General features: G+C 70.9%; 22 protein-coding genes. 13 read left to right on the top strand and 9 right to left on the bottom strand.

All coding sequences use genetic code 11. The annotated features are described in order from the left end of the window. Window positions 1–74 precede the first annotated feature (74 nt). The gene (locus I2501_RS27285; RefSeq protein WP_196196908.1) at window positions 75–932 is read left to right on the top strand and encodes a hypothetical protein; all 858 of its coding nucleotides are present in this window, start codon (window positions 75–77) and stop codon (window positions 930–932) included. Window positions 933–1179: 247 nt separating this feature from the next. Here I2501_RS27285 and I2501_RS27290 read toward each other — a convergent pair whose 3' ends face one another. From I2501_RS27290 to I2501_RS27300, 3 genes are all read right to left on the bottom strand, one after another. Then, on the bottom strand, window positions 1180–2463 hold the full coding sequence (locus tag I2501_RS27290) for a tyrosine-type recombinase/integrase (protein WP_196196909.1): 1284 nt from the start codon (window positions 2461–2463) through the stop codon (window positions 1180–1182). Further along, window positions 2463–2711, bottom strand: a complete 249-nt coding sequence (locus I2501_RS39720) for a helix-turn-helix domain-containing protein (protein WP_328806668.1) — start codon at window positions 2709–2711, stop codon at window positions 2463–2465. The genes I2501_RS27290 and I2501_RS39720 overlap by 1 nt, the downstream gene beginning before the upstream one ends. Before the next feature lie 367 nt (window positions 2712–3078). Continuing rightward, on the bottom strand, window positions 3079–3720 hold the full coding sequence (locus I2501_RS27300; RefSeq protein WP_196196911.1) for a helix-turn-helix domain-containing protein: 642 nt from the start codon (window positions 3718–3720) through the stop codon (window positions 3079–3081). Window positions 3721–3893: 173 nt separating this feature from the next. Between I2501_RS27300 and I2501_RS27305 the strand changes: the two genes are divergently transcribed. Next, complete coding sequence (locus I2501_RS27305) at window positions 3894–4829, top strand: transporter (protein ID WP_196196912.1); 936 nt, start codon at window positions 3894–3896, stop codon at window positions 4827–4829. A 17-nt stretch (window positions 4830–4846) separates the two neighbouring features. Here the strand turns inward: I2501_RS27305 and I2501_RS27310 are convergent, their stop codons facing one another. From I2501_RS27310 to I2501_RS27320, 3 genes are all read right to left on the bottom strand, one after another. Continuing rightward, window positions 4847–5158 (bottom strand): hypothetical protein, encoded by a 312-nt coding sequence (locus I2501_RS27310; RefSeq protein WP_196196913.1) that lies wholly within the window; start codon window positions 5156–5158, stop codon window positions 4847–4849. 57 nt (window positions 5159–5215) lie between these two features. Next, a complete protein-coding gene (locus I2501_RS27315; RefSeq protein ID WP_215910060.1) occupies window positions 5216–6028 on the bottom strand; it encodes a serine/threonine protein kinase in 813 nt (270 codons plus the stop codon). A gap of 177 nt (window positions 6029–6205) precedes the next feature. Beyond that, on the bottom strand, window positions 6206–7408 hold the full coding sequence (locus I2501_RS27320; RefSeq protein WP_328806669.1) for a hypothetical protein: 1203 nt from the start codon (window positions 7406–7408) through the stop codon (window positions 6206–6208). Between the two features lie 858 nt (window positions 7409–8266). Between I2501_RS27320 and I2501_RS27325 the strand changes: the two genes are divergently transcribed. From I2501_RS27325 to I2501_RS27370, 10 genes are all read left to right on the top strand, one after another. Then, complete coding sequence (locus tag I2501_RS27325; RefSeq protein WP_196196914.1) at window positions 8267–9397, top strand: helix-turn-helix domain-containing protein; 1131 nt, start codon at window positions 8267–8269, stop codon at window positions 9395–9397. 91 nt (window positions 9398–9488) lie between these two features. After that, on the top strand, window positions 9489–10727 hold the full coding sequence (locus tag I2501_RS27330; RefSeq protein WP_196196915.1) for a helix-turn-helix domain-containing protein: 1239 nt from the start codon (window positions 9489–9491) through the stop codon (window positions 10725–10727). A 238-nt stretch (window positions 10728–10965) separates the two neighbouring features. After that, window positions 10966–11388, top strand: a complete 423-nt coding sequence (locus I2501_RS27335; RefSeq protein WP_196196916.1) for an ATP-binding protein — start codon at window positions 10966–10968, stop codon at window positions 11386–11388. 92 nt (window positions 11389–11480) lie between these two features. Then, window positions 11481–12545 (top strand): radical SAM family protein, encoded by a 1065-nt coding sequence (locus tag I2501_RS27340; protein WP_196196917.1) that lies wholly within the window; start codon window positions 11481–11483, stop codon window positions 12543–12545. Beyond that, complete coding sequence (locus I2501_RS27345; RefSeq protein ID WP_196196918.1) at window positions 12545–13747, top strand: enolase C-terminal domain-like protein; 1203 nt, start codon at window positions 12545–12547, stop codon at window positions 13745–13747. Before I2501_RS27340 ends, I2501_RS27345 begins: the two co-directional genes overlap by 1 nt. Window positions 13748–13770: 23 nt before the next feature. Further along, window positions 13771–14457 (top strand): HAD family hydrolase, encoded by a 687-nt coding sequence (locus I2501_RS27350; protein WP_196196919.1) that lies wholly within the window; start codon window positions 13771–13773, stop codon window positions 14455–14457. 29 nt (window positions 14458–14486) lie between these two features. Then, entirely contained in the window at window positions 14487–15602 is a 1116-nt protein-coding gene (locus I2501_RS27355; RefSeq protein ID WP_196196920.1) for a nucleotidyl cyclase domain-containing protein, read from the top strand. After that, on the top strand, window positions 15599–17734 hold the full coding sequence (locus I2501_RS27360; protein ID WP_196196921.1) for a phosphoketolase family protein: 2136 nt from the start codon (window positions 15599–15601) through the stop codon (window positions 17732–17734). Before I2501_RS27355 ends, I2501_RS27360 begins: the two co-directional genes overlap by 4 nt. After that, on the top strand, window positions 17731–18594 hold the full coding sequence (locus I2501_RS27365; RefSeq protein WP_196196922.1) for a phytanoyl-CoA dioxygenase family protein: 864 nt from the start codon (window positions 17731–17733) through the stop codon (window positions 18592–18594). Before I2501_RS27360 ends, I2501_RS27365 begins: the two co-directional genes overlap by 4 nt. A 42-nt stretch (window positions 18595–18636) precedes the next feature. Beyond that, complete coding sequence (locus I2501_RS27370) at window positions 18637–19437, top strand: class I SAM-dependent methyltransferase (RefSeq protein ID WP_196196923.1); 801 nt, start codon at window positions 18637–18639, stop codon at window positions 19435–19437. 1048 nt (window positions 19438–20485) lie between these two features. Here the strand turns inward: I2501_RS27370 and I2501_RS27375 are convergent. Further along, the gene (locus tag I2501_RS27375) at window positions 20486–20716 is read right to left on the bottom strand and encodes a hypothetical protein (RefSeq protein ID WP_196196924.1); all 231 of its coding nucleotides are present in this window, start codon (window positions 20714–20716) and stop codon (window positions 20486–20488) included. Window positions 20717–20933: 217 nt separating this feature from the next. On the opposite strand from I2501_RS27375, the gene I2501_RS27380 reads away from it, so the two are divergent. Further along, complete coding sequence (locus I2501_RS27380; RefSeq protein WP_196196925.1) at window positions 20934–21494, top strand: DUF4352 domain-containing protein; 561 nt, start codon at window positions 20934–20936, stop codon at window positions 21492–21494. A 392-nt stretch (window positions 21495–21886) separates the two neighbouring features. On the opposite strand, the gene I2501_RS27385 is transcribed toward I2501_RS27380, so the two are convergent. After that, window positions 21887–22858 (bottom strand): hypothetical protein, encoded by a 972-nt coding sequence (locus tag I2501_RS27385; protein WP_196196926.1) that lies wholly within the window; start codon window positions 22856–22858, stop codon window positions 21887–21889. A gap of 658 nt (window positions 22859–23516) precedes the next feature. Continuing rightward, a complete protein-coding gene (locus I2501_RS27390; protein ID WP_196196927.1) occupies window positions 23517–24119 on the bottom strand; it encodes a hypothetical protein in 603 nt (200 codons plus the stop codon). Window positions 24120–24121: the final 2 nt, after the last annotated feature.

Raw genomic sequence — 24121 nt, forward strand, 5'->3', positions numbered from 1 at the left:
CCCGCACGTCGACGGAGTGGCAGCTAGGCTGGCGCTCCTTCAGATCAACTCGCCGGGAACAAGGGGGGCGGCCTATGGCCGGAAAAGTGAAAGCAGACGGGACACCTGTGCTGCGGCGGCGAACGGTCCCGGCGGTCGCGCGGGAGCTCCTGGTGTACTCCGGTAACGAGTGCGCCTGGGACGGATGCGGGCAGCGGCTGCTGACGCCGGAGAAGGGCTGGGTGGGCGTGGTGGCCCACATCATCGGGGCAGAGGTCGGCAGCGCGCGGCACGAGCATTGGGACGGCCAGGACCTGGACGCCCTGCGCGCCCCGGGCAACCTGTTCCTGTTGTGCGCCACCCACTCCGTCTTGATCGACAGCCCCGGCTCCCGCAATGAGTTCACGGTCGAGTATCTGCGAGCCCTCAAGTCTCGACACGAAGAGCCGTACCGGTACGGCGTCGACCAGCTGACGCAGCAGATGGAGGCGGAATTCCGTGATGCCGTCGCCTCCAACGACGGGAAGATCCGGCGGCCCACGACGATGCGGCGGTACTTCGGCTGGGCTGGCCAAGGCCTGTCCCCAGTTGAAGAGGCCGAAGAGATCGCCTTGTTCAACAAGCTCGTGGACGAGCTGGCCACCCTCACCCGGAAGGCCACGCAGGTTCTCTCCCTCGTGGTCAAGGACGACGAGCCGGACTGCGACCGGATCGAGCGGCGGCTGAACGTGACCCCGTGGGAACTCGAAAGCATCAGCGAGGAACTGAACGAGATCGAGGCCGCGTTCCTGGACCGCGCCGGACATGGAGACGGCCTTCCCCGCATCCGTCTGCGAGGCGGTGTCCTGAACGGCGTGCCCGAGATCTGGGAGCAATTGCGAGAGTTCGGCAAGGCGCAGAAGCTGAACCTTGACGTGATCTTCGTGGATCTCGACTTCTCCGTACTGGACTGACTGAAGGCTGCCCCGGGCGAGTCGCGGGCCCACCGCGCCCGGCGCGGCGACAACTTCGCCGGGGGCGACGGTCGGCCTGCGGTGCGGAGTGGATCGCCTCCCAGTCGATGCCCCGGTGAGCCGCCAGGGCCCCAACGTCGCCCTGGCGAAACCGCGTTACCTCGGAATGCGACCTGCAGGACTGCCAGCCACACCGCACCCACTGGGTCGGCGCCCCCACTTCGCCCGCGCCACGGAACCGGAATGCTCACCGTACGACGTACAACCTTCGGGGCTGCGGCTCAACGGTGAGCGGGTGCGTGGGGGTACTGGAGACGGCATCGGCACCGTCGTCGGGTGCGCCGCCGCCGTCTGGACGGCTGGCCTGGAGGTGCGCGCTGAGGGCGGCTCCCGCGTCGCGGATGGTGCGAAGGCTGGGGTGGAGGTAGCGCTCGGTGGTGGTGATGTGGCTGTGTCCGGCGATGGCTTTCAGGACGTGGATCTTGATGCCTGCGTCTGCCATCCAGGTGAGTCCGGTGTGGCGCAGGTCGTGGCGTCGAAGGTGCTCCAGGCCGAGGCGGGTGACGACTTCGTCCCAGTGGGTTGCGTCACGCAGGATTGCGGTGGTGATGCGTCCGCCCTTCGGGCCGCGGAAAAGTCGGGCGTCGGGATTGTTGCCGACGGCTGCGAGCCTTGATTTGACCAGGGGGCGGATCTCCTCGATCAGCGGGACGGTCCGGCGTCGCTTGCCCTTGGTGTTCTTGTCGATGACACCCCCGGGGGCAGGAGTGGTCTGACGGCAAACTTCCCACGTCCAGTCGACGGTATTAATGTCCCGGGCCCTTACCCCAGAGACTTCGCCGATCCGTGCGGCGGTGCAGGCTGCGAACCGGACGACGTCGCCCCACCCTCGGTACTGGTCGTAGGAGCGGGTGGCGAGGGCGTCTGCGAGGGTCTCCAAGACCGTCCAGTCGCGCAGGGCGAGGGATCGGGGGTCATCGAGTTCGTCCTCGGTCCGCTTGTACAGGCGCTGCCAGCCTGCCAGGCGGCAGGGGTTGTTCTCGATGAGGCCGTCCCTGACGGCCTGTTCCATGATGCGCACAAGTGCTGCGAGGGTGTTCTTGACCGAGGATCGGCCGACCTCGTCCGCGACCCAGTCACATAGGACGCGGTCGGTGATGCCGTTGGTGATCTCGATGACCTGGAGGTGGCCCATGGCTGGCAGGATGCGCAGTTTCCATCCGGCCCTATATGGGTCCATGGTCTTGGGCTCGAGGCCGCGCATGGCCAGGTCCCAGTTCTGCGTGCCGTACTCCTCCAAGGTGCACTTGAGGCGGTGTGGTGCCAGCCCTCGACGGGCGGCGGCCTCGAACTTGGCGATCCAGTCCCTAGCAGCCTCCTGGTCGGCAAAGGCCCTGGAGAGGGACTGGCGGCCGGTCAGTGGGTCGACCCAGCGCAGGCGTGCCCGGTACGGCGTGCCGCGGTCGGGGCGGAACTCGATGTCGCTGGAGAGGTCGACACCCAGCGGGATGCGAGGCTTCTGGTCGTCCATCAGGCCACCGACTTGGCGGGGTCGGTGCGCTTGGCCCACAGGTACGCCTCGACGTCGGTGGCGTTGTACCGGTAGAGCCTGGGGGCAACCTCGATGAACGGCGGCCCTTGGGGAGGCTGGACCCTGCGCCACCGCCGCAGCGTGGAGGCGTCAACTCCGAGCACGTCGGCGAGCTCGTCCGTGGTGTACCAGACGCCGTGAAGCAGGTCCGGCCCGCTGGCGGCGCTCTGGCTCCCGTCATGCGGCACGGGCTGCAGGGTGGAAGCTGACGCCTCATCGCCGTCGGGGTGTCGCGGGGCGGGGTGGAGCGGGAGGGCATGCGGGGCGTGGGGTGGGGGAAGCAGCCTCAGGTTTGCCATGATGGGGGTGAGCCTTCCGGGCGTGTCGCAGCGAACGGTTGGGTCGTCTCCGAGGCGGCCGGGTGCTTGCCGGCGCTGGCCGTCTCGGAGTGGTTCGTGTTCCCGTTCCGGGCGGGCCGGACCGGTGATGGGATTCGTACCGCGCGGCGTGAGGGTCGCAGTCCTCGTGCGGTGCGCGGTGCGTGCTTAAGTCGGCGTTGCCGCAGCGACCGCTCCGGTACGGGAGGGCTGCTGGAGCGGGCGGTACGGGGCGCGCTCAGTCCTGCGGCGCGCTGGAGTCGATGAAGACCAACGCGGGCGGCAACGACGGGGGCGTGACCCCGGCAGCGCGTAGCCGCCCGCGGATCTCCCGCAGGTGTACGTAGTCCAGGTGGGCCAGGCGCTCCATGTGGGTGGCCGCTTCGGCCATGCGTTCCCGCTGGTCCGGGTCGAGGGCCTCCGCAGCCTGGCGCCGCCTCTGTGCGGACTCGGACTGCGAGCGCGCGGCGGTGAAGACTGCCGTCCGGTGACGGCGGAATTCCTCGTGGAGCGCGCGCAGGGAATCGTCGGCCGGCGGCTGCGCATGTTCCTGCTCCTCGGCGCCGAACCACTGCACGGCATCCCACATGGGCAGTTGCTCGCTGCTGCCGATGCAGGCGCTGTCGCCGCCGTCGAGCGGGAACACCAGGTCGACCGGTGCCACTCCGAGGGACCGGGCAAGAACAAGCACCTCGGCGAGTTCCAGGGTGGATCTGCGCCCAGTCTCGATCTTGCTGATCGCGGCTCGGTCCATCTTCACGCCGCGCTCGGTGCAGGCGTCGGCGAGCACCTGTGCAGTGATTCCGAGGCGGGAGCGCTCCCTGCGGATGGCCGCCCCGGTTCGGACGACCAGCTCCTTCGACCACTCCACTGTTTCCATGAAGTGAGCATAGCCCAGCCAAATGTTTCTTACTAGTGCCATCAGCTCGCAGATGGGCCCATCTGGGCGCCGCAGTGGGACGCTGTGGCGTTGCTCTAGAAACATGGCGGGAATAGGGCGGCGACCGCCGTGATTGTGATCCGTGCACCGGTACTGGCGGGGAGGAGAGCGCGGTGGACGGACTGAGAGTGTTCCGGTTCGGGGAGGGTGGTGCCGAGCGGGTGCCCGGGCTTGCACTGCGCCGGGAGCGGGATCTGCAGCGTGCGGTCGAGATGAGCATGGCTGTCCTGTTGGGGGCTGACTTCGTGGCGTCGGAGTACGCGACGGGTGAGGTGCACCGGGGGCGCATCGACTCGCTGGGCCTGGACCGGGCGACGGGCGCGCCGGTGCTCGTGGAGTACAAGCGCGGTCGTGACCAGAACGTCGTCAACCAGGCGCTGTTCTACCTCTCGTGGTTGGAGGACCACCGAAGTGAGTTCGAGGCGCTGGTCGAGCGGCGTCTCGGGCTCGGTGCTGCGGCCGGGGTGGACTGGTCTTCGCCGCGGGTCGTATGCCTGGCTGCGGATTTCAGCCGGTTCGATCGTGAGGCGGTCCGCTACGTCGGGCGCCGGGTTGAGTTGGTGCGGTTCCACCGGTTCGAGGAGGGGCTGCTCGCGCTGGAGGACGTTGTGGTGGCCGGTCAGGGCCGCTCGGTGGAGCCACCGGTGGACCTGCCGGAGCCTGCGGCCGGGGCGGTACGGCGGCCTGCGGCGGGGCGTTCCTTCGCCGACAAGTTGGGGCGGGCTCCGGTGTCGCTGCTGACGCTGTTCTGGGAGCTGGACGAGTTGCTGCGTGGATGGTCCGGGGTGGAGCGGGAGTCCCTGTTGCACTACGTGGCCTACCGTCGGCAGGGCCGGAACTTCGCGTGCGTGACGGTGCTCCCGGGGATCCACACGCTCGCTGTGTACCTGACGCTGCCCGACCCGGTTTCCGTCGGGGAGGCCGACGGACTTGTGCGCGATGTGCGCGGCGTGGGCCACCTGGGGACCGGGACGGTGGAGGCCCGATTGACCTGCGGCGAGGACCTGGAGTCGGTCACGGGGTTGCTTCACCGCGCCTACGCCGGATAGCACCGCCGCCGCGGCACTCAGCCGTCGGAGGCAGGCCGGTCGACCCGGTACCGGATGCCGGCGGCCAGCCAGGCGGCCTGGTCGAGGGTGATGGCGCAGGCGGGCCAGGCATCTGCGATGCGGGCGTACGGGTCGATATCTCGGAGGCGGCTGAGCAGTCCGGGGATCGGCTGCTGGTCCGTCACTCCCCTGAGGAGCACGGTGATGCCGCCGGAGCAGGGAGCGATCTTGAAGCCGATTCCGGCCGTCGCGAGGGCTTGGGCCAGTTCGTCGGCCTGCGTCCCGGTCAGCTCGGGCGCCAGCTCGGCCATGCGTTCGACCTCGTGCATGCAGCCCACGCTACCGGCTGGGCTCGGAGCGCTGGTGAGCCCGACGTCCTTACCAGCTCACCGGGTGGTGATCCAGGCCGCGTTCAGGTCGTGGACGGTGGGCCAGCGCCGAGCCGGGTCCGGGTCGGTGGCCTTGCGAATCACGTCGAGTTGCTCGGTGGTCCCGCGCCAGGCGGCTTCGTGATCGCCGGCGTCGAGCAGGAGCCGGAGCATGCGGCCGAGCGCGTGGACGGTCGCGCGCTGGTCGATCCGGCCGCTGTGGCGTAGTTCTTCGGGTGCGAGGTAGCGGCTGGAGCCGGGAAGCCGGTCGCCGGGGACGTCGAAGGGTTCCGGTCGGTATTCGTCGAAGTCGATCAGGCGCATCTGGTGTGCGGTGAAGTCGTACATCGTGCAGCCGTCATAGAAGTCGACGGCGATCCATCCGGCGTCGCAGATCCTCTCGTGGGCGTCGAGGACCTGCTGGAGGGCGCCTTGGGCTTGGTGGAGGGGCAGGGCGCGGAAACGTGCCATCGGCTGGCTCGGGTCGGTGCGGTCGGGGCGGGTGCCGACGGTGGGGTGGTACAGGACCTCGCCGCTCTCCCAGGGGTAGATGTTGACCAGACCGTCAGCGCAGGTGAGCCCGTGGACCAGGGGGACGATGGCGGGATGTTGGACGTGCTGGTGGAGTTCCCGGACACGCTGCATCGACGTGTGGGCAGCCTCGGTGGTGGCGAGTTTGACGAACCAGCGCCCTTCGGGAGTTTCGATACCCGCGGACCAGCAGCCGGAGTCCTGGCGGTCGAAGACAGCGAAGACGTTGCCTGCTTCCTCCAGCAGGGTGGTCAGATGGGCATCGCTCTTGGCCTGGTGGAGCAGTCGGCAGTGGGGCATGGGGCGAGCGTGGCACAGGCCCGTCCGCGGCGTGGCGTTTTCGCCGTTGGTTCGCGCTTGCGTGGGGTCCAGAGCCGGGCACGGAAGTCCTTGGCCTGTCCGCACCCGGGAATCCGGGCCTTACCGTGCCGCCGGAGTGGACTGGGGAGACACGTCCGCGGCCCAGGTCGGGTGAGGTCAGTGGCGGAAGCCGCGGGCTGGGTCCCGAGCCTGGTCGGGGTAGAAGGGGGTGAACCAGTCCTTGGGAGCGAGGTTGGCCATACCCAGGGACTGGTTGATGGGGTTTTCGTCGTCCTCGATGCCGTCGAGTTGCTCGTCGAAGAGCATGAGCACGTCGTGGTCTTCGAACAGGGCATCGGAGCAGTACTCCCAGTCGTAGTCGCCGGGGTGGCGTGGGAGGCCTTTGACGGTCTGGTCGACGAGTTTGGGCCGGTTGCGGGTGAGCGTCTTCGCCTGTCGGATGCCGAGGTGGAGCGCCATTTCTTCGGCTGTGCAGCGCGGTCCGATGGTGACCTGGGCGGTGTAGTCGTCGGCGAGGTCGTCGAAGGCGCGTGCCATCTGACGCCGCCAGGCGTCGTTCTGGTGGAGCGTGCAAGGAGGCAGGGAGCCGAACAGGCCGCCTGCTCCGCGCCGCAGGGGCTCGTCGGCGAGGGCCGCCGTCTCCTGCCATGCCTGGTCGGCGAGTTGGCGCAGCGCCAGGGCGAGGACTGCGGTGGTGCGTGGCGTCAGGGCGTCGTCATCACCGCCGTCATCGTCATCCTCGGCATCGTCGTCCCAGGGATTGACGCTGCCGAAGCGGGCGCCGGTGCTCAGCCTGTGCCGGACTTTCTCGGTGGCTTCGCCGACGGCGGCGAAGGCCGTGTCGGTGATCTGCAGTTCGTCGGAGAAGGGCTTGGCAGCCAGCAGGACGCCGGCTTCGGCGAGGAGGTCTCCTGCGGGGCCGGGGACGACGCCGGGCCGCAGGAAGATGACGGCGAAGTAGTTATCGGTGAGCCGGTCGATGACGTCGGCGATCAGCGCGGCGGCGATCAGCGGCTCGTCCCACGGGGATTCGAGTTCGAGGTGGTCGATCACCAGCAGGTTGCCCGCGTTTTCCAGGAAGTCTTCGGTCTTCGAGGTGAACTCGTCGTCGGGCGTCATCAGTTGCCGTGCGACGAGGGCCAGCACCGACTCCTCGTCGGTCATGCGCTGGTACAGGTTGTCGGCGAGCCAGTACATGGCGCGGGTCGCGCGCAGGCGGCCGACGTTCCGGTCACCGTGGGCGACCCGGATGTTCCAGGTCTGCAGGCCTGCGTCAGAGTCGGCCAGCAGCTGGCAGGTGTGCTCGAAGACCAGGGCCAGTTCGGCTGCCTGGGTCAGTGGTGAGGTGGGGGGCTGCACCTGGTTCACGCCTGCCTCGCTGTGTCGGTCCCTGCTGGAGATGGTTTGGAGGGTAGCGGCTGGACAGCAGCCGCGGAGGGCTGCCGGTCACGTTCCCCCCGTTCGTGGGAATGGACGTCACCGACCCGATCGGATCGCCCGAGCAACGATCACTCCCCTCCTGCCCTGCCTGGAGCAGGCCCGAAGTCAGCGTGAACGGCGCGGAACCGCTGTCGTGGGCTGCTGCGCGGCTTGGGGCGACGCTGCGCTCGGAGGCTGGGCGAACCCCTCGGCGTTCTGCACGGTGGATCCCTGGCGGGCCGCGTGGACGCGCAGGACCGCTCCAGGCGCGGGCGGCAGGGCCGCTGGCGGGCTCCAGCGCGGTGCCGATCCGCGCAGGGGCGCCTGCACCCAGGCAGTGCCGGGGTACAGGAAGGGCTGCGGTGGCGAGTTGGATGGCGTGGGGTGCAGGCGGTCGGCCACGGTTCGAACCATAAGGCGGCAGCGACCTGTCAGCCACACCCGGTACCCCTGGGCGTCCTCACCCTACGAATGGGAAGACCAACCCGTCCATGAACGTAGAGCGATCTGTGGATCCCGCCGGTGGACATCCCGCTCGGCTACGGGCAGACCGACTGGCCCCCCTGCGCTGGTCATGGTGTCGGGCTACTCCCGGGTGGTCCGCCGAGCGGTGACTGAATTCAGACCGGGCATCGTACGGCTCCATCCCGCCCGTCGGCGGGTGTTCGCCTCACCGCAGCGTGGTCACTACTGTGGTGCGCGCGAAGGGCATATGCGCTCGCACAGGGGACTCCGCGGATCGGAGAGAGCCTGCCTTCGGCTGGCACGGCTGCGACGGCGGAGGATTGAGCAAGCCCCGTGAGGCACGACGAACACGGCGATCAGGCGGGCGGCAGCCCGATAGGCGGACACCTGGCTCTTTGGCGTGCCCGCCGGGCGGTCAGCGTCGAGGAACTCGCCGCGCGGACCATGATCTCCCCAAGTCGGCTCGCGGACCTCGAGGGCGGCCGTGACTGGGTGGACCGGCGCGGCGAGCTGGCCGTCCTGGCTGGGGCCATGCGGCTGGACGCCGGTGATCTGACCGGACAGCCCTACTCCCCGGCCGACGAGGAGCACGCCACCGTGCGGGCCGTCGCGTTCCAGCTGCGGCGAGAGCTCGCCGAGACTGGCCCGGCGCCTCCGATGGGGTCGGTGGAGGACCTCGATGCCCGAACCGCACGGATTCTGGCAGCCGAGGCCGCCGGGGACGAGCACGCGCTGGCGCTCGCGCTGCCGGGCCTGATCCGCCTTGGCGACGCCGTCGCCCAGACAGCCCCGACTGCCGCTCGGCAGCGGGCGGCCGAGCTGCGAGTGCGCGGGCACGTCGCGGCGGCCGGGCTGCTTCGGCGCGTCGGCTTCCGTGATCTGGCCTGGATGCTGCTGCACCGGGCCCGCCCTGGCGGGCCGGAGCCGGTCTCGGTCCTGGCCGAGGAAGCCCGGCTTCTGATCGACATGGGGCTGCCGGAGTTCGCGCTTTCCCGCACCGAGCGGGCCCGGGACATCGGCGGCGACCCCGACCTGCGGCTACTGGAGGCACTGGCGAACGCGGCAGCCGGACGGCGGGAGGCGGCCGACCGGTTGCTTCGACAGGCGCTCGGGCAGGCCCGGGACGCCCGGGCACGCTCGGCAGTGTCGGCGGCCTACGTCGTGGTCGCGACGGAGACGGCATCCGCGGACGAGGTGGTCGAGCACGCCCGGTCGGCGGATCTGGATGCCTTGGAGGCTGCCGGGAGGTCCCGGGTGCTGGTGACCGCCGCCTCCGCTCACGCGCGGCTCGGCCAGGAGGACATGGCGGCCGGCCTGCTGGTCCAGGCCGAGGCTCTGGCGCCGCTGCGGGTCCGCCTCGACCCGTTCGCCCGCGAGTTGCTGGCCGTCCTGCCCGCCCGCACCGGCGACCCGGCGGCAGCCGAGGCGGTGCGGCGGATCGCGCAGCGGGCCGGAGTGCGCTGACTTCGCCGCCCAGTTCGGGAAAGGCGCTCTGCCCGGCCCTCTGATCGCCCTACGCTACGGCTTGGTCACCAGAACTGCGAGGTGGGGCGCGATGAGCGAAGAGCAGGCCCAACAGATCGGCCAGCAGCTGCGGGCCGCCCGCCGCCAGCGCGGGATGAGCCTGCGGACGCTGGCCGGGTTGTCGGGGCTGTCGGCCGGCTTCCTGTCGATGGTGGAGAACGGCCAGCGGCACCTGGACCGCACCGGGCACATCACCGCGCTGGCCGAGGCTTTGCAGATCGCCCCCTCCGAACTGACCGGTCAGCCCTACGCTCCCGCCGACCCGTCCACCGCGAGCGCGCACGAGGCGATCCCGGCGCTTCGCCTGGCCCTGATGGGCATGAACGTGGGTCTTCCACCCGACCGGCACCCGCCGACCGGTCCGGTCAGCGTGCTGGCCGAGCGGGTCGCCGAGGCCAACCGGCTCTATCACGCCTGCGAGTACGGGCAGGTCGCGCAGATGCTTCCCGACCTGCTCCAGGACTTGCACGCGGCGGTGGACACGGCCACCGGTCCCCGGCGGCAGGTGCTGCTGCGGCTGCTGGCGGACGGCTACCACCCGGCCTGCACGCTGCTGCTGAAGAACCTCGGCTACACCGACCTGGCGTTCATCGCGGTCACCCGGGCGGCCGAGGCGATCGCCGAGCTGGACGACCCGATCTACCACGCGCTGTCGGGGTTCTTCCACACCCACGTGTTCATGGCCGCCGGCAGCCCGACCCAAGCCCTGGCCCGCGCCGGACAGGCCGCCGACCAGGTCGAGCGGCACCTGGCGGGTCCGGCCGCGCACGCCCTGCTGGGCGAGCTGCACCTGATCCAGGCGACCTGCCTGACCCAGGATGTCCGCCGCTCGGGCGCCGAGCGGACTGGCGAGATCAACCAGCACCTGGCGGAGGCCGCCGACCTGGCCGCCCGCACCGGCGAGACCAAAGCCTGGCACCTGAACTTCGGGCCGACCAACGTCGGCATCCACCAGGTGAGCCTGAACACCGACCTCGGCCTGCACGGGAAGGCCGTCGCGGAGGGCGGCGGCGTCCGCCCGCAGGTCCTGGCCGCCCCGGGCCGGGAGGCCGCCTTCCGCGCGGACCTGGGCCGTTCCCTCGCGCACCTGCGTGGCCGGGACGCCGACGCGGTCGCTTCCCTGCTGGCGGCCGAACACGTCGCGCCCCAGCGCATCCACGCCAACGCACTCGTCCGCGACACCGTCTCCGACCTGCTCGACCGTCAGCTGCCCTCGCACGCTGCCCGGGACCTTCGCGGGCTGGCCCACCGCATGGGTTTGCAGCTCTGACCATCGGGCACGTTCGTTCGTCCGTACGTGACTGAGGACGTTGACGAGTACGGGGACACGGCCTTCACCATCGGTGCCTTTCACCAAGTGCCTTGCTCTCGGGGGCTCTTCCGCCAGGAAGAGCCCCCGAGCCGTGTTCGGGGCACTGGGTTCACGGCCGTGAACACCGCAGCGTGTTCCTCCCCTTACCTTCGGTGATCTCAGGTTGCCGAGTCACCCCGGAAGGGAGGGGGCTGTGATGTCCGTCGACGCGATGAGCCACGTCTTCCAGGTCCTGTCGATCGCCGAGCACGTTCCGGTCGCCCGCCGGGAGACGCGGAAGGTCCTCACGGGCTGGGGGCTGGACGAGGCGCTGGTGGACACCGCCTGCCTGATCATCAGCGAGCTGGTCACGAACGTCGCCCTGCACGCGGCCCTACTCTCACCGACCGCCACGGTCGAACTGAGCACTGATGAAGCCGAGTTGACCGCGTCCGTCGCGGACGCCCACCCGTTCCGCCCCAAGGCCCTGCCCGCTCCGCATGGCTCGGGCGGCTGGGGGCTGGCTTTGGTCAAGGGTCTGGTCGAAGAGGCCCACGGCAGCCACGAGGTCGTGGACGACGCCTCCACCGGCGGCAAGGCGGTCGTCGTCCGCCTGCCGCTGGCCCCGGCCGCCGCCTGAAGCCCGACCCGCACCACGCACGACCGCTCCTGCGGATGCTGCCGGTCTGGCCGTGCCCTGCCCGCACACGACTGCGTGAAGGAGAGAACGAGATGCTCGAATCGGTCGCCCACCTGGAGAAGGTGGCCAAGCAGTGGAACGTCAACACTGAGGACGTGCTGCTGATCGCGCTGAACGCCTGCGGCGCCCGTTCGCCGCTGACCAAGCCCCGCATGCGCTTCCAGCTCCGCCTGGATTCCCGCCCCGCCGACCCGCTGTTCCTGATCCTCTCGCTGGGCCGGGAGGACTCACCTTTCGAGCTGGACGAGCACGAGCTGCGGCTGGGCGGGGTTAAGGTCGGCGAGATCGACGGCATCGAGGACGACGACGCCGTGCTCGGCTACTGGCGAAACGGGCACAGGATGCTCACCCTCAACTCCAACGCCCGCTCCCAGTGCACGGGTTGCGTGTTCTGCCCGAACACCCTGGAGGACGCCTCCGACCCGAAGATCAAGGCCCTCGACCTGGCCGGCTACCTCGGAGCGCTCGCCGCGAACTCCGACCTCGCGGACCTGTCTTCGGTGGAGACGGTGACGGTCTGCACCGGGTGCTTCCTCCACGAGCACCTCGCGCTCGACCACCTCGCGGAAGTCCGTAGGGCGATGGGCGCGAACGGATGCACCGGCACCCTGCACTTCCTGTCCTCGGTTCTGACCACCGCCACCGGCCTGGAGGCCGCCGCCGAGCTCGGCCCGTTCCACCTCACCCTGACCGCCGAGTGCTTCACCGAACGCAGGCAGATCCTCAAGGAGTCCAAGGCCAAGCTCACCCCCGAGGAGATGGTCACCGCCCTCGGCCACGCGAAGGACCGCGGGATCACCACCGACTTCACCTACATCGTCGGCCTTGACCCGATCGAGGCGGCCGTCGAGAACCTCAAGCACTTCGTCCCGGTCACCACGACGTTCCCCCGCTTCCAGACCTACCAGGCGCACAACCCATTCATGGACGTATACCGCACGCCCGGCTCGGGCACGATCGAGTGGCACCTGACGATGCGCCGCAGCATCGAGCAGCTGTTCACGGACACCGGGCTGAGGCCGGCGTGGTGGCAGAACTACCGCTCGCCGTGGTGCTTCACCTTCGCCGGTGAAGAGCTGACCGGGGCGAGGATCTGATGGCGGCCACCGAGACGGCACCCCCGGCGGGCCGCCGCGGCGACGGGCCGGTCCGGCAAGCGGGCATGATGATCCGCGAGGTCCAGGCATGGCGCCTGCCCCCGCAGGAGGCGGGCCTGCCCGACGGGCTGCCGAAGGAGATCGCCGCCGTCGCGATTCCCCCTGCCGGCCCCGAGTGGGCCGAGCACCGCGAACGGTTCGCGCTTCTCCTGGTCGCCGACGGCGGCCTGGGCTGGCACGGCCCGGTCAGCGAGCCAGTGATGCAAGTGATCCGCGACGACCACGCGGCCGGACTGATCGGGCACGACGCCGCCCAGCACCGCCGCCTGCCCTACAGGAAGGTCACCGGCCGCCACCGCACGGGCCCGCACGCCCGCCAGGCCGTCTCCGCGGTCGAGCTGGCTTGCTGGGACCTGGCCTCGGCCGCGTCCGGCAAAAGCGTGGTCGACCTGCTCGGCGGACAGGTCCGCCCTCGCGTGCCGGCCTACGCGTCCGCGCTGGGCCTGGACCCGGTCCTGCCGGGCGCCGTCGAGGCGGCCGGGTGGATCGCCGGGGCCGGGTTCTGGGGGCAGAAGTGGCCGCTGACCAAGCAGCTGATCCTGGCCGGGCCCCGGGCGGTCGCCGCCACGCTCGGGCGGCTGCGGGAGGCCGCGGGCGAGGGCCCGCTCATGGTCGACGGTTTGGGCCGCTGCCACCTGGACGAGGCCCTGCGGTTGCTGCCGGTCCTGTCGGACCTGGGCGTCCAGTGGGCGGAGGAACTGGTCCCGGCCGACTCCTTGGGCTGGCAGCGGCTGCGGCTCGCCCCGGCCGAGGTCCCGCTCGCGGCAGGGGAGCACGCGGTCGACGAGGCCGAGCAGACGAGGCTGCTGACCGGCGGGCAGGTGGACGTCTGGCAGGTCGACGTCGGCTGGGCCGGGGGCCTTTCGCGCTCCCTGCACACGATCGAGACGGCCGCGGACCTGGGAATCCCGACCTTCCCGCACGGCGCCCACCTGAACGCCGCCCTCGCGCTGGCCGCCGTCTGCTGCCGCGACAAGGTCCCGGCCCTCGAATACCACCTGACCGTCGAGCCGCTGCGGCAGCAGATCCACGAACACCCGCTGACGGTCGACAGCGGCTGGCTCTCGGCCCGCACGTCGCCGGGACTGGCCGGGCAGCTGCTGACGGTGAGCGACGATCCGCTCTGGTCGGTGGGCCAATGACCGGCCGTCAGATGAGGCCTCGGTTGACCGGGGCCGAGCGCGGTTCGCTCTGGGCCCCGGTCCGCGGGGTCTGCTTCGACCTGGGCGGCACCCTGGTGGTGACCGACACCGAGCCGACCACCGGGCAGGTCGCCCACGTCCTGGGCATCACCTTGCAGGAGGCCAGGGAGGTGATGGAGGCCGGAGCGAAGCGCCGCCGGATCGCCCCCGCCGACCTGGCGGCCCACCTCGCCCGCGACTTCGGCCGCCCGCACGTCTTCGAGCAGCTGCGCCGGGTGCTGGAGGGCGCCCGCACCCGGGCCGGGTCCGCACGGTTGTTCCCCGACGCCTTGGCGGTGCTCCAGCTGCTGCGGGCTAGGGGGTTCGCCCTGTTCGCGATGACCAACTCGCTCGGCTCCTCGATCCCCGCGCAGGAGCCCGGCTTCCATGCGCTGCTGGACGCGGTCGTCTACTCCGCCGACACCGGCTTCTGCAAGCCCGAGCGAGGGGCTTTCGGCGCGGTCGAGTCCCTGTCCGGCCTGGCGCCGCACCAGCTGCTGCACGTCGGTGACTCCGCCCGGGCGGACGCCGCAGGCGCCGTCTCGGCGGGCTGGCACGCGGCCTACCTGCACCGCCCCGAGGACACCCGGCTGCCGCAGATGGCCGAGCCGCCGGCCGTCACGATCCGCACCTTGCGCACGCTCCGCCACCTGCTGCCCGCCCGCAGCTGATCTCACGTCACCGAGGGGGAGGTCCACCGATGGACCAGAGCGCCAACACCACCAAGGACGTGCTCGCCACGTCAGTGCCGCTGTTCGACCCGTCCGCGATGCCGCTTCGCCAGTGGTGCAGCGGTAGCCGGGAGGACCCGCTGACCGGGCTGGTCGCCTTCCCGGACTTCCACACCTCCATCCCCCGCGCGCTGGCCGCCGAGCTGGAAGCGGGCGGCCTGGTCGCCCTGGCGATCGGTGACGTCGACGGGCTGAAGGAGCACGTCGAGCAGACGAACGCCACCGACGCGGCCAGCTTCGGGCACCTGGCCGGGAACCAGGTCATGGCCCGGCTCGGCGCCACCACCCGGACCTGGTTCCGCGACCAGTCGTGGGCGGCGGCCTGCGCGGCCACCTTCGGCGGCGACGAGGTCATCATCGCCGCCGCAGTCGAGGACCCGGCCGCCTTCCACCGGGCCCTGTGCGGCCTGCGCGACCGGCTCACCGAGGTGCTGCCCACCCGGGTGTCCTTCGCGCTCGCCGTCGCCGGTCCCGGCCACCTGCCCGCCGAACGGAAGGGCAACGCCTGGAAACACGAGTTCACCGACCACCTGCTGGCCGCCGTCGACCGCTGCCTGTTCGCCCACAAGGCCGCCCGCCGCACCGCCGGGACCGAGGGCGGCGTCATCGCCGTCACCGAGGCCCCCGGCACCGGGGCGGCCGACGCGCTGCAGCCGCTTCCCGGCCCGGACCAGGTCCTGCACGTGACGGCCCGCCCGGGCCGCCTCGGCGGACGGCCCGTCTTGCTGCTGCCCTGCCAGGGCCCGGCGGGCCTTCGCGGACGGCGCCTTCGGGTCTCCTTCCCCCAGGCGGGCCCCCGGACCCTGGTCGTCGTCTCCGCCGTCGGCCAGGCGGCCCTGCCTGTCGACGAGGGGGCCGATGCCGCGGGCGTCGCGCTCGTCCTGGGCGGCATCCGGGAGGCCGCTCAGCACAGCGTCCCTGACGACCTTTCCGCTGCCCTTGCGGCGGCCGGGGCCGACTGGGCGGTGCTGCCGGAACACGAACGCGCCCAGATGCTCCACCTGATCACCGAGTCCGCCGACCCCCAGGTCCGCGCCGACCGCATGGCCGCGGCCGTCGTCGCCTGCACCCGGAGCCCGAAGTGACCACATCCCTCACCGCCGCCGACCCCGCCGCCGAGGCGGCTGGCTTCCCGGACTGGGGACAGGCCGGCGCGAACGCCGTCGCCGCCGTCCCGGACGAGGCCGTCGACGCCTACTGGCGGGCCCTCAACTACCTGTCCGCCGCACAGCTCTACCTCGCGGACAACGCGCGCATGGCCCGGCCGCTGCGGCACGAGGACCTCAAGGCCAGCCCGCGCGGCCACTGGGGCGTCTGCCCGCCGGTGAACTATCTGCTCGCCCACCTCGGACCGCTCACCGCCCACCGTCCGCCCGGTTCGGAGCTGCTGGTGCTGCACGGCGCCGGACATGCCGGGCCGTCCGCGCTCGCGCACGCCTACCTCAACCAGAACCTGCCCCCGACCGGCAGCGGGACCTGGTCGATCGCCGCTCTGCGAACCCTGGTCGGAGGTTTCCCCGACCCCGGCCGGTTCGGCTCCGAGGTCACCCCGCTGATCCCGGGCGTCCGCCACACCGGCGGGCAGCTCGGCCCCGCGCTCTCCGTTGCCCAGGGCATGGCCCTGGACGCCCCGCACCGGCTGGTCGTCCCGTTGATCGGCGACGGCGAGCTGGAGACCGGAGCCACCGCGGCGGCCTGGCTCGCCCGCCGGGCCCTCCTCGGCACGGGCGAGCACGGGACGGTGCTGCCGGTCGTGCTGGCCAACGGCCTGCGGATGGGCGGCCCCTCCCTGCTGGCAGGCCTGACCGGCGAGGAGATCACGGCCTACTTCACCGGGCTCGGCTACCAGCCACTCATCGCCGACGGCAGCGACCTGCCAGCCTTCCGCCGCCTGCTCGCCGACGCACTCGCCTCCCTGCAGCCGCTCGCCGGGGCGGGCCCGCAGCCGGTGGTGGTGCTGACCATGCCCAAGGGAAAAACAGGGCCCGAACAGGTGGGCGGGCGGCAGATCGCCGGGACACCAGCGGTCCACAAGACGCCGCTGGCGAACCCGCTGGAGAACGACGACGAGTTCGCCGCGCTCGCTACCTGGCTCGCCTCCTACCGGCCGACCGAACTGCTGACCGCCCAGGGACGCCCGTCTGAGCTGGTCCGCCAGGCCCTGCCCGGCCCCGCCGCCGAGCCGCCCGCGGCGGGGCCCGCGGTGATCCGGCAGCGGCAATCCTGGTCGGACGTGAGCGCGGTCGTCCGGGCCCGTGCCGAGCATCCCGGCTTCCGGCTGTTCAGCCCCGACGAGATCGCCTCCAACCGGCTCAGCCTCTCCCCGGACGGGAGCACTCCCGACTGGGCGGTGGAGATCCTCAACGAGGAGATCTGCCACGCTTGGCTGCAGGGCTACACCGAGACCGGCCGGGACGCCCTGCTGGCGACCTACGAGGCGTTCGCCCCGGTCAACACCAGCCTGCTGGTCCAGCACCTCAAGCACCGCAACCTGCGCCACGCGGCCGGGCACGCGAACCTGCCGTCGGTGAACTACCTGATCACCTCGCTCGGCTGGCGCAACACCTACACCCACCAGAACCCGGGGCTGGCCTCGGCGATGCTCGAACTCGAAGACCCGTCGGTGCACATCTACGCCCCCGCCGACGCCACCCGGGCCGCCGCCGTCCTCGCCGCGATGCTCACCAGCCGCGACCGCGTCAACTTCCTGATCACCGACAAGCACAGCGGTGTGAGCTTCCCGCCCGGCCCGTTCCGCGACGAGCTCACCCGCGGGGCCGCCATCTGGCCGCACCTGTCCTTCGGCCGCGGCACCCCGGACCTGGTCCTGGCCTCCGCCGGGGACATCCCGGCCCGTCAACTCGCCGAGACCGCACGCGAGCTCCGCCGCATCCGGGCCGCCACTACGATCCGATACCTGCACATCAACGACCTCACCGTCCTGGGCCCGGCCGGGACCTGGCCGGCCGCCCTGACACGGCAGGCGTTCACCGACCTGTTCGGCGCCGACTGCCCCGTCCTGCTGGCCGTCCCCACCTTCCCCGGCGCCGTCCGCGCGCTGCTCGCGGCCCGTGGCGAGGCAGACCGCTTCCACGTGGTCGGCTACCGCGACCCCGGCCGCCCCACCAGCAACGGGGCCCTGCTCGAACACGCCGGCCTGTCCGTCCCGGTCCTGTCCGCCCGCGCGACCCGACTCATCGAGGAGCACCGCCGATGACCAGCACCATCCCGGTCCCGCCCGACCCGGACGCTCTGGCGGCGTTCGACCGCGACAGCTACCTCATCCTTCGGAACGCAATCAGCCCCGAACTCCGCAAGAGGCTCGCCGAGGCGAGCGTGCGGCTGCTGGCCACGGGCCGCACGGCTGGCCGGGACCGCAGCACCGACGGCAAGGACGGCTTCCGCGGCGTCGTCGCCATGGACGACACGTTCCTGCCGCTGGTCGCCAACCCGGCCGTCCTGCCCACCGTGGTCGGACTGCTCAGCCCGAACCTGCACCTGATGTCCAGCAACCTGATCTACATGCCGTCCATCCCGTCCGGCGGCACACGCACCATCCGCGTCCCCGAACGGCACGGCTGGCACCGCGACATGGCCTCCGCCACCCGCGACCTCGGCCCCGAGAAGGTCCCCCGGCTCGCGATCAAGGCCGCCTACTACCTCAGCGACATCACCCCCGACGCCGGGATCACCATGGTCCTGCCCGGCAGCGGCAACGACCCCGGCCCTGTCACCGTCCCCCAGGGCGCCATCGACCCGCCCCGCGCCATCACCCCCGACCTCGGACCCTGCGATGTCCTGCTGTTCGAGAACCGCACCTGGCACGCTGGCGGCCTCAACACCTCCGGTCACCCCCGCCTAGCCGTGATGATGCAATACGGCTACCGCTGGCTCGCCAGTCTCGACGACGCCGCCCCGCACCTGCGCGAACGCCCGGACCTCGACGACACCGAACGCCAACTGCTGGGCACCCCCGACCGCAACCCGGATGGCTCGGTCACCCACGAAGGCGCCGGAGCCTGGGCCCTCCAGCAGTGGTGGGACGACGTCAACTCCAATCCGCTGCATTCCTCCTGAAGAGCCACAAACTGACTCCGCGTCCGAGACAGACTGGTGACCATGACCGCCTACACGCCCGACGAACTGTTCGCCTCCACCGCCCCCTACTACGCGAAATACCGGCCCGGCTACGACCCGAAGCTCTACAACCTGCTCAAGGAGAAGTTCGAGCTCGACGGCACCCAGCGCGTTCTGGACCTCGGCACCGGCACCGGCGTCCTCGCCCTCCCACTCGCCCGACTGGTCGGCGAGGTCATCGCCGTCGACCCCGAGCCCGGCATGCTCACCGAGGGCCGCAAGCTCGCCAACGAGGCGGGCATCACCAACATCACCTGGCTCCAGGGCGACTCCACCACCCTCCACACCCTGGACCTCGCGCCCGTGCTGCTCACAGTGATGGGCGCCGCGTTCCACTGGACCGACCGCGACCAGCTTCTCAAGGACCTCGACCACCTCATCGCCCCCAGCGGGGCGGTCGTCCTCGCCTCAGGCGGGGCCCCCGGCGACGTCGAACCCGCCCCCTGGCTGGAGGTGATCACCGAGGTCCGCACCCGCTACCTCGGCCCCGAGCGACGGGCCGGCTCCAGCACCTACAGCCACCCCAAGGAACGCCACCAGGACGTCGTCGCCCGTTCCCCGTTCTCGAAGATCGAGATCGCCCGCTGGGACCGCACCCTCACCCGCACCCTGGACGAGGTCATTGGCCTGCAGTTCTCCTACAGCTACAGCAGCCCCGCCCAACTCGGCGGTCAAAAGGACGCATTCGAACGCGACTTGCGCGAAGCCCTCACCGCCTTCAACCCCGAAGGCCGCTTTGACGAGATCGTCCGCACCGAAGCGATCATCGCCAGCCGCCCCTGACCAACGCCAGGAAGCAGAGCGAATGGGATTGGGGGGCGGGGTGAGTCGAGCGCGAGGCGATTTCCACAGTCGCGTCCTGTCCTCGATCGTGCGCTCGGCGATCGAGTCGCTCCGCACCGAGTACCGAAAGGTGTCTCCCAAGGAACTGGCCAAGTACAAGGCCGGGTGACCGCTTGCCCACCTGCTCGTTTGACGTGGCATGACGTGCATCTGCCCTGCCCCCGCTCGTGACTTGTGCCCTGACTGCCTCGGCTGGGGATACCAGCGCGGCACGTCGGGCGAGGACCGGCCAAACTGTCCGCGCTGCCACGGCCACGGCGGGCAGCAGCCGCACGACCTGCAGTGCCCGATGTGGGAGCTGCACCCCGCGCAGTGATGGTCACCGTTCGGCAAAGCGTCGGTGGCCACGCATATGCCTGCGGCAAAGTGAGAGTCGCCCCGTCGCCCCTGGAATCCACACCCCGCGGCGGGGCACGGGCCCGGTGCTGCATGCGCGCCGGGGCCCACTCGCGTTCATGGCCGGACTGTGCCCACCGGGCAGTCGAAAAGGGGTACGGCAGCCCGACCAATAACCGCCGCACCCCCTTTGAGTCCGCGACCGACAGGGAGCAGGCACGGACACCCCGACCCCGCGACCGTCGAAGAGGTGACTGCTGGACGGTCGCGGGCAGATCCGAGGCCGGGCCTTGCGGTGCACACGCGAAGGCCCGGCGAGTCCGTCGTCCTGGAGCCAGAAAGCGGACTCGCGACCAGTGTCGACTCGGGGCTGAATGGATGCCGGGCGGACACGCGGCCATCACCCGAACGCTCAGCGGTAAGTGGGGCGTGACGGTCGAGCACAGATCCGTCACGCCCCATCTGGCTCGCGACCCTGCCCAAGCGCGAGCCTTGTCCACCCGACCCCAGAGGCGAACAGAAACGATTCTGCAAGATCAACTAGCAAGGCAGTCGCAGGCACGCCCGTGATCACCTGAACGGCGCAATCCGACACCCGCGCACAAGAACACAACCAGCGCCTGGCCCACGTCACGGACATCAGGTGCCCCGGTCAGACCAGCGGGTCTCCGCCCAGGCCGTACTTCTCCCGCCGACGCACCCCGCGATGCAGCATCTGGCACCGGCGACACAGTCCGCCGGTGTGGGGCATTTCGTCGATCGGTCGCGTTCGCGCGGCTGGCGCGAGGGGGCTGCCGCACAGGCTCCAGCTGTCCCCCTCGGGAACGATGTGCCAGGTGCGGACAGCCCGGAACTCGTACTCGGCTTTCAGTTCGTGGGTCATCAGGCTCACCTGCCCGGTTCTTGCCTTGAGCTTCCGCCACTGGCTGCGGACAGACTTGGGCCTTTCGATCCTGGTGTCCTGCTGATTGGACCCTCACAACAGCCCAAAGGGCCTCACTCCTGGGACCTACACCGCGCACGCTGAACGTCCGGTCGCCGCGGAGTGTTGGCGGGCGGATCCTGGAACAGCTCGTGCCCCACGCTCCACGAGGGTGACCATGAACCGCCGCCGATACGCCCTTCTTGCCGCGTCCGCCGTCCTCACTCTGCCGGTGGCGTGCTCCTCGTCGACCAACGCCCAGATGAGCACCTCGTCGCCGCCGACGGCCTCGGCCAGCCCGACCACCATGAGCGGGAACGCGATCGGCGTCGGCCAGACCGCGACGTTCCAGTCTCAGTTTGCGGGCGAGCAGGGCACCACGATGCGGCTCGCCGTGACCAAGGTGGCGTACGTGTCCAGCGTGATGGACCTCGGCACGCCGCAGCCTGCGACGCGGGGCGTGCTGGTCCGGGTGACCATGACGGCAACGAACATCGGCTCCAACCCGGGCGTGTTCGACTCCGCGAACTTCCAGTGGGTCTCCCCCAGCGGCCAGGTCATCCCGAACGTCGACACGGCGGGAAGCGCACCGGACGCCATCCCCACGGTCACACTGCAGCCCGGCCAGCACGCATCAGGCGTTGCCACGTACGACGTCTCCGCGAAGGGCGGCCGGCTGGAGTATGTGATCTACACGGGGCAGTCGCCGCTCATCACGATCGACCTGCCACCTTCCTGACCGACCCTGTCACACCCACCAGGTAGCGCGGCGAGCATGCGCCCGGATCGCTTCACCCAGCTCTTGCTCACCGCCGCCCGCTCGCTGCCGGACACCACGGCCGAGGGCGTGGACGGGCGCGCGCTGGTCGATCTGGCCGCCGTGTCGTAGTTCCTCGGGGGCAAGGTAGCGGCTGGACCCGGGGAGTCGGTCGCCCGGGACGGTGACAGCGTCGCGTCGGACTCGGTCTGCAGGAATAGGTCGCATCCGGTCATGGCGCGAGAATGGCAGAGCCCGCCCACGCTGGGTGGCGGTTCACCGGCTCTTCGCCTCGTTCGCGTGGCCGTGGCCGCACTGGCCCAACCAGCCTCCGTGGCTCTCCAGTCCGTGGCGGTCCAGGTTCTGCTGCGATGTCAGCGCTTCCTTCGGGCCGGACTCGTCCCGTGTCCGTCGTGGTGAACCGTCGGCGCGGCTGGCCCGGGGGCAGAGCACAGGGAGGTGAAGGTGCGGGCCGCATGGGTACGGAGGAGCATTCCGGGTGCCGGTGGGAGTGCTGCCGGAGGTGTCCAGCGCGGCGCATGACCGCGCAGCGGAACCTGCACCCAGGCCGTCCCCTCGCTCAGGGCCGGCGGCGTTGGAGGGTTGCTCGGCTCTGGGACGAGCCGGTTGGCCGCGGCACGGAGGAGTTGGGCGACGCGGGTGGTCCAGCGGTGGTTTTGGCGACGGCGTGGCGCCGCCGCCTCGGGGGCCTGGCTGGTGAGGCGCTGGCCGGGGAGCGGGTGGTGGATTGCGGGGCTGACCGTGGCGGGGACGTGGTGGGCGCCGAGATAGTCGGCCAGTTCGGTGGCGGCGGCCAGGGCCTGATCATGGGGTATGTCGAAGGGGAGGACGTACAGGCTGTGGCTGGGCAGGTAGTGGAAGCCGGAGCGTGTGATCAGCCGGTGGGTGTCGCCGTGGCCGGGGTCGGCGGTGGTGGCGGTGATGCCGAGCACCGGGTGGCGGGTGATCACGACCGTCGGGTCGCCGCGCAGCGGTTCCGGGCCGGGGGTCTGATCGGGCGGCCTGTCCGGGTCAGGGACGAGAGCGGGCATTGCGGCGACTTCGTAGCCTGCTTCGGTCAGGAGCCGGGCGCAGGTGGTGGCGACGTCGCTGCGTTGACCGGGGCTGACGTCGAGGAGGTGGAGGCGCTGGCCGCGCGGGCGGGTGAAGCCGAGCAGGACCAGGGCGTGGTCGGCGGCGGGGCTGGGCTGGTCGGGGGCGGCGGTGAGGTGGCCGTGGTCGTCAAGGCCAAGGGTGATCGTCAGGTCCGGGTTCGTGGTGGCTCCCGTGGTCAGCGGTGGCGGCAGTTCCGCGCGCCGGTGGGTGGCGATGTGGTGGTGGCTCACGCTTCGTCTTAGGCGGCCGGCCTGACTGCGGTCAGGGCAGGCGCAGGTCGCGGCCGGGGGGCGGATGATGGCTCGCCCGGACGGTGCGCGCGAGCCGTTCGAGGTTTCCTCCGAGGTGGCGCCAGCGGTGGGCAGTTCGGAGGCTGCTGGGCGGCTGGGTGCGAGTCTGGGTGCAGTTGTCTGCGGACGGACGGATGATCAGGGCGTGTGCGGGATCGATTGTTTGCCCCTGGGTAGGGCGGTCCGCCAGACCACAGCGGACCGGCGGGCGGACCAGCCCCGCCGCGTCCGCTGAGGGGAAGGTCGGCGCATGCTGCGCTCCGATGGACAGCGGACGGGCATACCGGGGGGCTCGTGCGGACGCTGTCTTCCCTGCTGCCTGCGGCCATTGTGGGGACGCGGATAGCGCTCTCCTCATCCGAACACCAGGAGTGCGCCGGCCTGCGGATGTCCGGCGCGCACTGTCTGCGCACCTCAAGACAGAATCGGCGGACAGGATTCCGGTTTGATGCCCCTCTGCCAGCGCACGGAGGACCGCCTCCCTGGCCATCCAGCCGGGCGTGACCCAGTGTTGGCGGACGGACGCGTTGTTTCCCCGTCCAGTCGTCCGGAGGGAGCATCGCTGCGTTGTCCGGGACGGACGGGGGATCTCGGAGTGTCAGTGCGACCGTACCTGCACGCGGCCGGTGCCGCGCGCGGACGGCCGTGCGTGCTGTGCACCGGCCACGAGTGCGGTTCGCCGCCAGATCCGACCGGTCCGGTCCTCGTGGAGGGCGGGGGTTTGCTCCCAGGCGGCAGCGGTGCCGAGCTGCTCCCAGCGGCGCAGATCGTCGTGGTAGCCGGGGAGTATGCGCCGGGCGATGAGCCGGGCGGCACGTGCTGGATCTGCGGGCACGGTGATGCCGTTGGCGGTGCGAGGAGGGTGGGCGAGTTCGACCGCCCACGACGGGACCAGAGCGGACACGACGTTGGGTGCGCGGCGGTGCGCGGCGAGGGGTCGGCGCAGGAGGAGGAGTTGCTGGTCGCTTGGGCCGCGTAGCACGTGGGCGCCGTCGCGTTGGACGAAGTCGTACAGGGCCTGCTCGGCGATGCCGTGGTCCAGGAGCCTTTCGATGACGTCGATGCGAATGCCGTGGTGGTCGAGGTCGAGGTGGGTGCTCGTCCACGCGCCAGGCAGGCGTTGTGCGATGGCGGTCGCCAGCGCCCCGAGCTGTGCGCCGGGGCCCGGCTGCCTCGGCGGTAGGAAGTCAGAGGGATGCATGG

Source organism: Streptacidiphilus fuscans (assembly GCF_015690355.1).
Classification (GTDB): domain Bacteria; phylum Actinomycetota; class Actinomycetes; order Streptomycetales; family Streptomycetaceae; genus Streptacidiphilus; species Streptacidiphilus fuscans.